General features: G+C 66.6%; 8 protein-coding genes and 1 tRNA gene. 4 read left to right on the top strand and 5 right to left on the bottom strand.

Annotated features, from left to right (window positions below):
- Positions 1-275 precede the first annotated feature (275 nt).
- Positions 276-1,439, top strand: coding sequence for a site-specific integrase (locus OXU32_08400; GenBank protein ID MDE0073985.1), 1,164 nt, complete (start codon positions 276-278; stop codon positions 1,437-1,439).
- A gap of 282 nt (positions 1,440-1,721) precedes the next feature.
- Positions 1,722-4,808: an AAA family ATPase gene (locus OXU32_08405; GenBank protein MDE0073986.1), complete on the top strand. Its 3,087-nt coding sequence runs from the start codon at positions 1,722-1,724 to the stop codon at positions 4,806-4,808.
- A gap of 80 nt (positions 4,809-4,888) precedes the next feature.
- Here the strand turns inward: OXU32_08405 and OXU32_08410 are convergent, their stop codons facing one another.
- The gene (locus OXU32_08410) at positions 4,889-6,484 is read right to left on the bottom strand and encodes an alkaline phosphatase family protein (GenBank protein MDE0073987.1); all 1,596 of its coding nucleotides are present in this window, start codon (positions 6,482-6,484) and stop codon (positions 4,889-4,891) included.
- A gap of 196 nt (positions 6,485-6,680) precedes the next feature.
- On the opposite strand from OXU32_08410, the gene OXU32_08415 reads away from it, so the two are divergent.
- The gene (locus tag OXU32_08415) at positions 6,681-7,229 is read left to right on the top strand and encodes a hypothetical protein (GenBank protein ID MDE0073988.1); all 549 of its coding nucleotides are present in this window, start codon (positions 6,681-6,683) and stop codon (positions 7,227-7,229) included.
- Between the two features lie 47 nt (positions 7,230-7,276).
- Positions 7,277-7,349: transfer RNA gene (locus OXU32_08420), tRNA-Asn, on the top strand.
- Between the two features lie 36 nt (positions 7,350-7,385).
- Here the strand turns inward: OXU32_08420 and OXU32_08425 are convergent.
- The 4 genes from OXU32_08425 to OXU32_08440 form a co-directional block, all read right to left on the bottom strand.
- A complete protein-coding gene (locus OXU32_08425; protein MDE0073989.1) occupies positions 7,386-8,540 on the bottom strand; it encodes a hypothetical protein in 1,155 nt (384 codons plus the stop codon).
- Positions 8,537-9,430, bottom strand: a complete 894-nt coding sequence (locus OXU32_08430; protein ID MDE0073990.1) for a hypothetical protein — start codon at positions 9,428-9,430, stop codon at positions 8,537-8,539. The genes OXU32_08425 and OXU32_08430 overlap by 4 nt, the downstream gene beginning before the upstream one ends.
- A gap of 13 nt (positions 9,431-9,443) precedes the next feature.
- Positions 9,444-10,832, bottom strand: coding sequence for a sigma-54 dependent transcriptional regulator (locus OXU32_08435; GenBank protein ID MDE0073991.1), 1,389 nt, complete (start codon positions 10,830-10,832; stop codon positions 9,444-9,446).
- Between the two features lie 147 nt (positions 10,833-10,979).
- Positions 10,980-12,488: a HAMP domain-containing sensor histidine kinase gene (locus tag OXU32_08440; protein MDE0073992.1), complete on the bottom strand. Its 1,509-nt coding sequence runs from the start codon at positions 12,486-12,488 to the stop codon at positions 10,980-10,982.
- Positions 12,489-12,491 lie beyond the last annotated feature (3 nt).

The following is a 12,491-nucleotide window of genomic DNA, read 5'->3' on the forward strand; positions in this document are numbered from 1 at the left end:
TGCAGCGGCAAATCGAGCGGCTCGACGGGCAAGTGACACGCTTGGCCGAGTACTATGGGACATCCGCCGTCGCGAGACCGCGCGGCCTCCGTATCTGATGCGCCGCCCGGGACCGGATCGCGATCAGGGTCCGAGCCGCTGAGATGGCGTCCAGTCGCTTGCCACCCGAACGCCGTAGCACGTGGCGCGCCGCCGACCGCCGGTCTGGCGGAGAATCCCTCCCGGCGCGAACTTCCAACCGCGCAGATCGTGCGGTCCATCACGAGAGGAATCGAATGATGGCACGCACGAAGCGGGACCGGCGCAGCTACAGCGCCGGCGAGTGGGGCCGGAACCGGGTGAGGGTGTTCGCCGATCCCAAGACCGGCCTCTACCAGATTGAGTGGCGGGAGAACGGGCGCAGGCTCACCAGATCGCTGAAGCACCGCGATTGGGTGAGAGCGAAGCGGCAGGCGGACGAAGCCGCTGCGGACTTCGCGATGCTTCAGCCCAACGGCAAGGCGGAAGCCGAGCCCGAGCCGCTCACGCTGGGGATGCTCTTTGACATCTACGGTGAGGAGGTGACGCCCACCAAGGGCGGCACGTCCCGCATGCACGACCGGGCGGCGACGGCGATGTTCCTCAAGTTCTTCGGCAGGGACCGAAGACCTGAGACGCTATCGCGGAGGGACTGGGACCGGTTCATTCGGGAACGCCGGGCGGGAAGGATCGGTCCGAGCGGAAAGCCCGTGTCCGACCAGACCGTCGGAGGGGACCTCACGTTACTGATGGCGGTCCTCAACTGGGCCGCGAGGTCGAGAGACGAGCACGGCCGCCTGCTCCTCGACAGGAACCCGCTCAAGGGTCTCAGGAAGCCCGTCGAGAAGAACCCGGTTCGCGTTGTCGTCACGAACGAAGAATACCGGGCTTTGCTCGGGGTCTCCCGGCAGGTGGGATGGCGGTTCCATGTCGCGCTCGTGCTTGCGCACGAAACGGGACACCGAATCGGGGCGATCCGGCATCTGAAGTGGTCGGATGTGGACATCGACGGCGAGGCCATCCGGTGGCGCAGCGAGCACGAGAAGACGGGATACGAGCACCGGACTCCGTTGTCCGCCCCGGCGCTGGCCGTGCTCAGGCAGGCGTGGAGGAAGAGCCCCCGGATCGAGGACGCGCCGGTGCTGCCCTCTGCAAACCATCCCATGAAGTGCCTGAGCCCGTCGCAGCCGCACGTCTGGTGGCGCAGGGCCGAGCGACTCGCTGGGATGGAGCGGAAGCGCCGAAGGGGTTGGCACTCGCTGAGACGCAAGTTCGCCAGCGACCTCATGGACCAGCCGCTGAAGGTGCTCTGCGAGCTTGGCGGCTGGAGAAACGCCAAGACGGTGCTCGCCTGCTATCAGCAGCCCGACGAGGGACAGCTTCGGAAGGCTCTGGAAGCCCGCCGAGGGGCACACGGCTAGAATCTCACTTGGCGGGAACCGAACAGCGGGAACTGGATTGAGGAATCCCGTAAGATCAAGTGATCCCAGCATATAGCCAGTATCGGGATCAATGTCCGCCCAACGTTTCGTTTGGTGACCTTCGGCGGCCCCACGTTGTACGCCGGCACCAGGCATCTTGCGTTGTCTCCCCTCAAAGCGGCGCTACTCGGCATGCTCGCGGCCGCGCCGGGCGGCGTGTCTACCGCGCGCGCCATCAGACTGCTCTGGCAGCCTGCGCCGTCCCGTCGGCTCAGACACCGGATGAGTCAGCTCATCTATTCGCTGAACCGCGAGTTTCGCGAGCGGCTGGTCGTGAGGAAACATGACCGCCAGTGGCTGAGTGATGCGATTGCCACGGACTACAGTGTCGTGTTGGCGGCGATATCGGACGAACGCCTGGCTGAAGCCGCGGCACTGTGCAAACGAGGGTTCCTCTCGGAGCTGACCAAGTCCCCCTCGGATGTGTTTTCGGAATGGCTGGACGAAACGAGCCTCCAGCTCCGGTCCCGGATCCGACAGGCTGCCGTGGAACAGTGGACCCGTCTGACCGGCCAGGGCCGCTGGCATCACGCCATCGAACCGGCTCGAGTCCTGATTTCGTTCAATCCGTATGACGAACGCGCACTTCGGATGCTGATTCGAGCCGAGGCCATGTCCGGAAGGGTGGGCGAGGCGGAGGCGGCCTTCCACAGTTTCGTTGAAAGGTCCGGGATGGGTGACCCCGACTGGTCTCCACATGCGGAGACGCTGTCACTGGTCGGCCATCTCCATGACATGCCCGGGCAGGCCAGCAGCGAGAGCGCTGGCCGACCGATCGTCGGCCATCCCCTGATCGGACGCTCCGAGGAACTGGCCGCGCTCCTGGGTGCGATGCTCCCTCGGCCCGGCGACGGGTTACGCGTGGTCGTATTGCGCGGCGAGCGCGGCATCGGGAAGACGCGGCTCGCGGAAGAAGCCCTGGCTCGGGGCCTGCTGACCGGTATCCGGGTCATTCGCAGTCACGTGACGAGCCCCACGCAGGTCTCCTTCCTGGACACCCTGCTGGATGCGCTTGGATCCTCCGATCTCGACGCGGAAATCACCCAGCTTGCGGAACCGTGGCGGGGCATCATCCTGAGACTGTTGCCAAAGGCCACCAGCCGTACGGAGTCATCCGCCGAACGGGCTGCGGCTGCGGCCGGTAGATCCAACCGGCGATGCCTTGAAGCAGTCTGGCGGTTGCTCATGGAGGTTGCCCGCAACAAGCCCACCGTTCTCTTCATCGATGATTTCCAGTGGGTTGATTCGGATTCGATAGCCGGTCTGCAATACGTTCTGGAGCGATGGCCCTCCCTCCCATTGGCCGTCGTGCTGGCGACCCGGACGGATAGCCTGCGTGAGAAGGACGCCGTCAGCCGGCTGCTTGGTGGTTCCCTGATGCGATACGAGCCGAGCGAGTTCTTTCTCGGCGAACTCACCAGGAAGGCTGCCTCGGAATTGGTGGACACCATTTCGGAGGGCCGGGTCGAAGGGGAGATGCAGGACCGGATCTTTGAACTGAGCGGCCGGAACCCGTTCTTCATTGTGCAACTCACCAATCACGCAAGCGCGGGCGGGCGTCTGCCGAACCTCGATCCCGGCGACTTCGTGCCGGCCCCGCAGTCCATCGCCAGTGTTTTTGCGGGCCGCCTGGCAGAGTTGGATGACGACGCCGAGCGCGCATTGCAGCTCCTCACCGTCCTTGGGCGTCCCATGGACGTCGACACGTTGGCCGAATTGACCGGCAGCTCGCACGACTCGTGCCTGCAGGCGCTCGACCAGCTGCAGGAGTCCCGGCTCATCGAATGGGACTCGCGGGGGTTTGTTGCCCGCTACGACCTCATCCTCCATACGGTCTACGATCGAATGAACGACGCGCGCAGGGCATGGACCCACGGTCGCGTTGCCGCGCATCTGGATGGTTTGAACAATCCGGCGAAATCGGGGGAACTGGCGACGCACTATCACCATGCCCGAATGCGGGCTCACGCGCTCCGGCACGCCCTCGCCGGAGCCAGGATCGCCGAGAAGGCGGGTGGATTCGCGGAAGCCGCCAGGCTGTTCGCCGTTGCCAGGGAAGACACCGAGGATCCGCGGATCCTCGCCCGGATCACCGCCCGCATCGCTCGTCTTCACTACGTGCGCAGAGACATCGTGGAGGGGCCGGCGTGTTTGACCGAGGCGGCGATTCAGCTTCGAAACGTCCAACGCCGGGAGAGCGCCCTGGTTGCCGACATCCTGCGCGTCGATCTGCTCGCGAGCAAGGGCTCCCGTTCTCCGCGAGAGGCGGCAGCCGGCATCCGTGAACTCGGACGGGCCGCCTGGGAGCAGGGGCACTGGAAGGCGGGCGCCAAGGCTATCGAACTCGAGCTCCACATCCACAGAAGGGAAGGACACGGCCCCGAGGCGGACCAGGTCGCCGCTCGCGCCAGAGAGCTGCTCGATCGCGTTGCGCCAAAGTCGCGGGGCCCCCTGCATGCCATCCTCGCGCTACATCATCAGGGTGACCTGGATGCCGGGCTGGGGCATGCCCGCGAAGCCATCGCCATCGCGCGCCGCAAGCGCGCCCCGGATGAACTGCTTCGGGCACTGGTGCGCCTCGTTGCGATTCAGGGCGCCAAGGGACTCATTACCGACCCGGAGGTCACATCGGCGGTGGAGGAGGGGGAGACGCTTGGCGGGAACCGCGACGATTTCGTCGATCACTACGACCTGTTAATCAGTGCCGGTACAGGATACCGCGCGCTCGGACGCCTCGACGAGGCAAGGAACTGGTTTGCCAAGGCCGGCCCGCTGCTTGCCGGAGTGAATGTCTGCGAAGCCCATGTTGCCCTGGAATGCAAGATGGGAGAGCTGGCGCTGGAGGCGAGGGAGTTGGACCTGGCCGCCGCGCATTTTGCCCGCGCCCGGCAGTTCTTGACACCCGGTATGGGGAGCCATCTGGGAGTCATCAGCCATTCGGGCGTCAGCCTGACCGCGCTGCGAATGGGGGAGATGTCGGTTGCTCGCGAGATGGCGGGCGACATCCCCGAGCCGCCGGCAAGCTGGTTCGAAGATCCATGGGTGTTCGCTCTGTGCACGGCGCGCCTGTGCGAGTGGAGGGGCGACATCAGCGAGGGTGTGGACACCGTCGGCAGCATCGCGTCGCTCATCGAAGCATCTCAGCCCGCCCATTGGGCTCGGCTCAAGTTCGAGGAGGCGCTCCTGCGGTTGCGGCATTCGCTCCCGCAGCGATACGAGGTCGCGGAGACGGCTGCGGAAGCGGCGGCCAGCCTGGGGATCGATCGCCGGGTCAGGCTCCTGAAGGCGGCGCTACGACGAGCGCGATAGCCGGGGATGGCTGGTTGAGCCGGTGGCCCGGTACCGGGGTGCGCCGGCTAAGCCGTCGCGACGGGTCGCGCGCCCCGGTGCTAGCGAAACAGATCCCGCCCCGCGAGATTCGCCGGCGCCGCGATGCCCGCCAGCGCGGCGAGGGTGGGCGCCACGTCGACGGTGCGCACGCGCAGGTCCGAACGGCCCGACCGAACGCCCGCCCCCAGGAAGATCAGCGGCACGTGACGGTCGTGCCAGTACGGCGATCCGTGGTTGGTCCCGCCCCCGGTGTATTCCACCGTGCCGTGAGGGAGCCGGATTTCCAGGTGGACGCCGTAGCGGTGCAGGGGCCCGGGCATGCGCCCGGCGAAATGGGAGTTCTGCTGCAGCCGGATCAGCGAATCCGCGGAGGGTGGGCCGGTGAGCTCCGCCTGGGTGACGGCGTCGGCGACGAAGTCCAGTTCTTCCAGCACCTCCGCGATGCGCTCCTGCTCCGGGCCCGACACGGCTCCGGCCACATCCGGGAGCGCTTCCCGCACGAGCCGGGCGGCGGCCCGGAACTCCCTGCCTCCGACGCGGCCCCCCGGCTGCCCCAGTTCCTGCAGGTATTCGGGCACCGGCTGCACTCCGTGGTCGGCGCTGAACCCCAGCACCCAACCGCCTGAACCGACCGCGCCGTCCAGGAAGGCGAAGAATTCGCCCAGCAGCCGGTCGAGGCGCAGGAGCGTGTCGAACTGCTCCACGCTGAAGGGCCCGTAGCGGTGGCCCACGTAGTCCACCTGCGAGAGCGACACGCTCAGGTAGTCCACGATGTCGTCCTCTCCCATGCCCAGCTCGCCCACCGCCGCCATCGCCAGCGCCATGGTGGCCGCGTCCACCATGGGCCGCTCCGCGATCCACTCGTTGAAGCCGGCGGGCGACGATGCGTCACCCTCCTGGTCGAATCGATGCGGAAAGGTCGTGTGGATTCCGTCGGCTTCGTAGGGGGCCTCATCCCCGCGCGGCACGACCCGCTCCAGGCCCGGGGGGATGGTGCTCTGCCAGACCGAATCGGACAGCAGGCGTGTGCGGGCATCACGGTTGAAGTCTTCGACCCAGGCGGGTACTGCCTGCCGGTACCAGCTGGAGGTCACGTAGCGCCCCTGTTCGGCGTCGAGCCAGTAGACGTGCCCCGGCGCCCTTCCCGCCATCGTGATCGCGGCCCGGTCTTTCTTCGAGACCGAGACCACGTGGGCTCCGGAATCGGCGTCCAGGGCCCAGTCGGCCATGCCGCCGCGCACCAGGTTGCGGGGCGAGCGTCCCGCGCGCTCGGGGATGCCGATGATGGAGGACAGGCTGTCCGCGACCGCGTAGACGAATCTCGCTTCTCCAGCTGTGTCGAACTCGTACCAGTCGTTGGCGACGATCCCGTGCGTCTTCGGGTAGACGCCCGTCGAAAGCGTCGCATGTCCCGCAGCGGTTTCCGTCACGCCGTGGTCGTGAGCCGCGTCGTCGTAGCGGAAGCCTTCGTCCAGCAGCCTGCGCAGCCCGCCCGAGTAGTGCTCGTCGTAGCGGTCGAGCTGTTCCGGGATGAGCTGGTCAACCACCAGCATCACCATCAGGCGCGGGCCGTCCTGCGGCTCGGGATTGGCGCAACCGGCCGCCAGAAGGAGAAGGAGTGGCGCCACGAACGGGTGCTGGGTGGAACGCAACATCGGAAACCGGCCTCCGTCAGCGTGTTGTGTTGATCTGGCAGTCCGCGGAATTCGCCGGCCGGGGCACGCGCGGATTCCTCCTCGGACTGCTAGTGAGATCGCCCATTCCGCAATCGAGGGCAACCGTCGCCGGCGAGGATCCCCCGACGTCCCATCCCGCCATTCCGTCGCCCGAGGTGTTCCGCTTGCTTGTACCATGCCGCCGACGCACAGCAAACTGATCCACGACCAGTCCCGCGGGAGCTTCCGGTCGGTCTACAGCGACCTCGCGCGCGAGGCCCGGCACATCGATGCAGCGGTAGATCGGATCCGCCTCTCCGGCATCGATCTCGCCTACGAAGAGCTGGCGTCCGTGGAAGAGCTGCGCGTGCTCATCACCGAGATCAATGCGGCGACGCTCAAGTTCGAAGCCGAGTCGATGCTGGCCGATCCCGAGCGCAGCCGGAATCTGCGCGTCGTCATGCGCCTGCTCGCCGAAGAACGCCTTCGGGTTCGCTGCGCGCCCCTCCTCGACTGGGCGCCCAACTTTTCCGTTTTCGTGGACGGGCAGGGCCGCTGCGATCTGCTACTGGGCGTCCACTGGTTCCAGATTCCCTATCCCTCGCGCGGTCCGGCGCTCGCCGTGGTGTACAGGGGCGGGCAGACCGACGGGGTGCGAGCGCGATTCCAGGAGATGTGGGACCTGGCGCACGACATCGGTCCGGCGCTGCGCGGCGTCTTCGAGGCCGCCGAGCGCGCAACTTGACACGCTGACGGGCTTGGGGTACGGTTGCTGGCTACTGTAGGCGGTCTTCCGGCGTAGCTCAGTTGGTAGAGCAGGTGGCTGTTAACCACCGGGTCGCAGGTTCGAGTCCTGCCGCCGGAGTTGGAGTCTCCTCAAGCGACCCAGGCCTGCACGGCCTCAGGGCCGGTAGTTGAAGAACAGCGATCCGCTGTAGCGCTCGAAATAGGCGTCGCCGATCTCCGTCTCCGCGCGTGTCCAGCCGATTCGGAAGCGGCCATCGACGGCGTCGGTGAGTTGCCGGCTGACGGCCACGTACACCCGCGACGCATTGTCCGCCTCTTCGCCCGGAATCAGGCGGATGAACTCCGTTTCCGTCAGGTAGTCCTTCGCGGTCAGCACCGCCGTGAAATGGAACCTCATGTCCGCGGGCATGGGGATCGACACGACGGTGTTCACCGAGACGGCGTTGTATTCGGTCCGGCTCGCGTTCGACCTGTTGATGGTGCCGTGGATGCCCACCTCCGCGGTGACCCCCGGCAACTCGAACCCATCCGAAGACTCGATCCCGTCATACCGCCACAGCGCACCCAACTGATAGGCCTGGTCCCGGCGGAAGGGATCGGGTTCATAGCTGGTGCCCTGCTTCGGATACCGGAATTCGGTGAACGATCCGTAGAAACGCATCGTCATCCTCGCCGCGTTCCACATCCGTGCCTGCGCGGCACCCAGTTCGAACCCGATCTTGTTGCGGTCGAGCAGATCGAGTTGCGGCACGATTTCCTGGGCGTTGTAGTCGGCCCGGCCGCCCTCGACGCTCGCGTCCCAGTAGGTCCCGCCTATTTCCCGCGTCTGGAAGAGCGCCGAGCCTTCGTAGTTCGTGTATCCGGGCTCCAGGAAAAGAGGAGTGGGCGTGCGGTCAGCCACATCGCGCCCGCCCGCCCGCCCGCTGAACTGCAGGACGCCGCGGTTCGTCGTTGTGCGGAACACGGCGTCGAGGACCCCGCTCGAAACACGGGGTGCATAGTCGCGCAGTTTGAAGCCGTACGCGTCGAACTGCCGGACACCGCCATCCACCGTGACGGTGAGGCCGTCGAACCCGTTGGCGTTCGAGCTCAGAACGGCCCGGACCCCCAGTTCGGCGCTCGTCGCCCAGGCCCGATCGACGCTGTCGACCACGGCAAGCGTCACGGACGGTATTCCGCCGCCATACCGTTCCACATGCGTCCCGCCGGTAAAGACCAGGTCGGTCACGCGCGCCTGAGCAGAGAGCGTCGTACCCCATCCGGTACCCATGAGGACGACAAGTGTCGCGACCCGGGTGGAGCGGCTCATGCGGTGTGCTCGCCCCCGATGCGTTGGCGAAACTCCTCCGCTCGCGCTCTGGCGATATCTCGTCTCTCGATCACGAACTCCCTGGACTGTTGCAGTTCCTCAAGGCGCTGCGACAACTCCTCGCCGCCGATCAGGTCCTCCGCATTGTCGGATGTCGCGTCCGGACGTCCCATGGGCACGCGCAGGTCGCCGAAACGGGAGAGATCGGCTCCGAAATCCCGCACCATGCGCGCATGGCGCTGCCGTTGTTCGACCAACTCGATTTGGGCATCGATGTCGAGCAACAGCAGGTCATGGCGTCTCGCACGCCGCTCCAGCAGGTCCACCTTGGCCCTTATTTCCTCCCGGGTGTCGCCGGGGTCGATGTTGATTTCCGGGAACGGATCGTCGTCGATCTCGATGGGGCGTTCAAGCTGGTCGGCGTCGCCGTGCAAGAGGGCGATCCGGCGGTTGATGAGGTCTCGCTCGCGCGCATCCGCGGCCAGGGCAAGTTCCTCATACAACTCGTCCAGTTCGTCGAGCACGCTCGACAGGTAGGAGCGCCGAGCCTGGTCCAGCCGGCCCGCGGCGTCGGCCAGCTCCCTGTCGCTCTGCTCCAGCTCCCGCGCCTGATCCTGGTAGATCGCCAGGGCCCGCTCGTACCGCGCCTGATCGCCCGACAGGCGTGCCTCGGTCACCTCGTCGAGGGCGTCGTCGAGCAGGTCGCGCTCGAGATCGCGGGCGCTGAGGGCGGCGTTGTAGGCACTCTCGGCCGCGCGATACTCGGACTGCTCCACGTCCTGCGATGTCGCGGCGGAGGGAAGGACTGCGCACAGACCCGCGGCCAGGGCCACCAGGCGGAGCAGGCCCGCCGGCTTCCGTCCTCTGCCCTGTGCGGCCGATGGGGCCATGACCCGCCTCGGTTCAGGCGTCGATGCCGTATTTCTCGAGCTTGTAGTAGAAGGCGCTCGACTTGAGTCCCAGGTCTCTGGCGGCCTTCGCCTTGACTCCTCCCGCCCGCTCGAGAGCCTGCCTCAGGAGCCTCTCCTCAATACCCTCGAGCACCTCGTTCAGGTTCTTTCCGTTCTCGGGCAGCTCATCCGTCCGGGGCACGACGTCCCCGGCGTTCATCGCAGGCAGATCCCCGGCGTCGATCGTGGGACCGTCTGCAAGCAGGAGCGCCCGCTCGATCACGTTCTCGAGCTCGCGAACGTTTCCCGGCCATGCGTAGCCGGTCAGCTTGTCCATCGTCTTCGCCTCGACGCCGCCGACCCGCGAGTTGGTGCGTTTGCGCAACTTCGCGATGAAGTGGTCCACCAGGAGAGGGATGTCCTCGACGCGGTTCCTCAGGGGCGGCAGCACGATCGGGACCACATGCAGCCGGTAGAAGAGGTCCTTGCGAAAGTCCTCGCTGGCCAGGAGTTCGTCGGCGGGAGTGTTGGTCGCCGCGATGATGCGCACATCCACGGGAATCGTCTTCTCCCCCCCCACGCGCTCGAGTTCGCGTTCCTGGATCACCCGCAGGAGCCTGACCTGCGTCATGGTGGAGATGGTTGAGATCTCGTCGAGAAAGATGGTCCCGCCGTGGGCGAGCTCGAAGCGCCCCCGCCGCCTCCGGTCCGCACCCGTAAAGGCACCCTTCTCGTGCCCGAACAGCTCGGAGTCGAGCAGGCTCTCGGCGAGGGCTCCGCAGTTTACGCGCACGAAGGGGCCGTCCCTGCGCGTTGAGCTGGCGTGAATGGCGCGGGCTACGAGCTCCTTGCCCGTGCCGGACTCTCCGTAGATCATGACCGTCGACTCGCTGGGAGCCACCCGGCTGATCCAGTCGTACACCCGCTTCATCGCGGGCGCTTCGCCGATGATCTGCCCGTAGCGGGCCTCGGTCTGCTCCTTCAGCGACGTGTTCTCGATCCGCAGCGCCACGTTCTCCCGCCGCAGTTCGTCGCGTTCTTCCCGCTCGCGCAGCAGGCGGCCCACCTTCACCGCGAACTCCTCGGGAGAAAACGGTTTGGTGATGAAGTCGACCGCCCCCAGCTTCATCGCCTCCACGGCCCTGTCGACGGTGCCGAACGCCGTGATCATCAACACGTCCGTCTCCGGGGCTTGTGCCCGGACCTGGCGGAGCACCTCGATGCCGTCCATACCCGCCATCCTGAGGTCGGTGACGACCAGCTCGGCGCCGTGCTCGCTGAGCAGATCCAGGCCCTGCCTGCCGTTCTCGGCCGAATAGGTCCGGTGGCCGTGCTTGCGCAGCAACAGCTCAAGGCCTTCACGGATGGCATCGTGATCGTCGATTATCAGCACTCGGGCCATGGCACCGGATGGACGAGCCCGCTGGGGGCGGTGAAAGGAAGGCGAACAAGGGCCGGAGCCCGGAGGCACGCATGGCCTGCAACCCGGGATGCGCGCGCTGCTCGATCCCCGGGCGAGCCGGCGGCAGGGTTCTGACTGGCGCAGGAGCTAACGCCCATTCGCTTCGCTTCGCGCGACCGGGAACACCTCCGAGCCGGGTAAATATAGACGGAACTCCGCGCCATTCCCAGCAGCGCCGTCGCCCGAGACCAGTTCGACCCTGCCGTCGTGGGCCCGTGCCACGCCCGCTACGATCGCGAGCCCCAGGCCCGCGCCCCGTTCCTTGCTGGTGACGAAGGGCTGGAAGATTCGTCCCCGCAACGATTCCGGCACGCCGGGCCCGTTGTCGCGCACGGACACGATGACTTCGCCGTTGCTGAACGTACCCTTTAGCCACACCCGGTCACCGGCTTCGGCGGCGTTGCGCAGCAGGTTCAACACCATGCGCTTGACCTGCCCCGAATCCGCCACCACCTCCAGCTGCGCGTCCGGCAGATCGACCTCGAGGCTGCCTCCCCGCGACTCGAGTTCCGTCGCAACCAGCTCGGCCGCCTCCCTGAGCGGACCCCGGATGTCGTGCAGCGTCGGCTGCGGCGCCCGGGGACGGGCGTACACCAGAAAGTCGGTGATGATGCTGTTGAGGGCATCCACTTCCGCCTGGATCTTGCGGAAGAGCTGGGCCCGTTCCTGTGGATCGGCGCTGTCTGCCGCAATGGCCGAGAAGAGTTTCAGCCCGCCCAGAGGATTCCGGATCTCGTGAGCCACCTGCGCGAGCATGAGCCGGAGTTGCTCGTCCCGCTGGATGATTCCCAGGCGCATGCGTTCCATCGCCCGCGAGAGACGGCCGATCTCGACACCCGCCTCCACTTCGACCGACCGCGTGATGCGGCCCCGCTGGATGCGAAGCGCCACCCTGCTGAGCCGCTCCAGAGGCTTCGCGATGCGGGCCGCCAGGCCGATGGCGACGAGAACCGAGAGCATGACCGTGATCGCTGAAGCGAGGAGGACCGACCTCTGCAACCTAGCCAGGGGATCGAGGTAATCCGCCGGCATGAGAACGGCGAGCGCGACGTCGTATTCGTCGTCGGATTCCTCCAGCCGCGCGAAACCGTACTTGTAGGAGCGGCCGTCCCTTCCCTCGAAGGCCGTCGAGGTCGCCGATCCGTTCTCCCAGAGGCTGCTCAGGTCGTAGGCGGAGAAGATGAAAACGTCGGTACCGATGATCGGAACGGAGTCGGCCGACTCGGTCGAAACGATGGCCGTATAGGGCTGATCGATGGCTCCGCTTCCGCCGGGCACCGTACCCTCTCCGGGAGAGGCCGGGCTCTCCCGACGGATGATCCACGCGGCGTCGACATATCCGCGGTCGACCAGACTGCGCAGGCGGTCGTACGCCTCCCTCCAGAAGAAATTCTCTTCGTCTCCGCGGCCGAGATGAAGCAGATTGGTCGCGTCCAGCCCGGTCTCCGCCGCCACGCCCGCTGTGACCTGGAGCTTGTCGTCCAACTCGTCCTCGAGCGCCCGATCGGTGACCGAGAACGCCATCCAGCTGCTCGCCGCCGTGAAGATGACCGCGAAGGCGACCAGGACCAGCACGTACAGGCGTCGAAGAGGCACTCT

The organism is Gammaproteobacteria bacterium (assembly GCA_028819075.1).
Classification (GTDB): domain Bacteria; phylum Gemmatimonadota; class Gemmatimonadetes; order Longimicrobiales; family Gaopeijiaceae; genus BD2-11.

Bases quoted from the DNA above. Each gene is read 5' to 3' on its own strand.
- OXU32_08430 (MDE0073990.1), bottom strand. From the start codon at position 9,430: ATGGCCCCATCGGCCGCACAGGGCAGAGGACGGAAGCCGGCGGGCCTG.
- OXU32_08400 (MDE0073985.1), top strand. From the start codon at position 276: ATGATGGCACGCACGAAGCGGGACCGGCGCAGCTACAGCGCCGGCGAG.
- OXU32_08410 (MDE0073987.1), bottom strand. From the start codon at position 6,484: ATGTTGCGTTCCACCCAGCACCCGTTCGTGGCGCCACTCCTTCTCCTT.
- OXU32_08415 (MDE0073988.1), top strand. From the start codon at position 6,681: ATGCCGCCGACGCACAGCAAACTGATCCACGACCAGTCCCGCGGGAGC.
- OXU32_08405 (MDE0073986.1), top strand. From the start codon at position 1,722: ATGAGTCAGCTCATCTATTCGCTGAACCGCGAGTTTCGCGAGCGGCTG.
- OXU32_08435 (MDE0073991.1), bottom strand. From the start codon at position 10,832: ATGGCCCGAGTGCTGATAATCGACGATCACGATGCCATCCGTGAAGGC.
- OXU32_08425 (MDE0073989.1), bottom strand. From the start codon at position 8,540: ATGAGCCGCTCCACCCGGGTCGCGACACTTGTCGTCCTCATGGGTACC.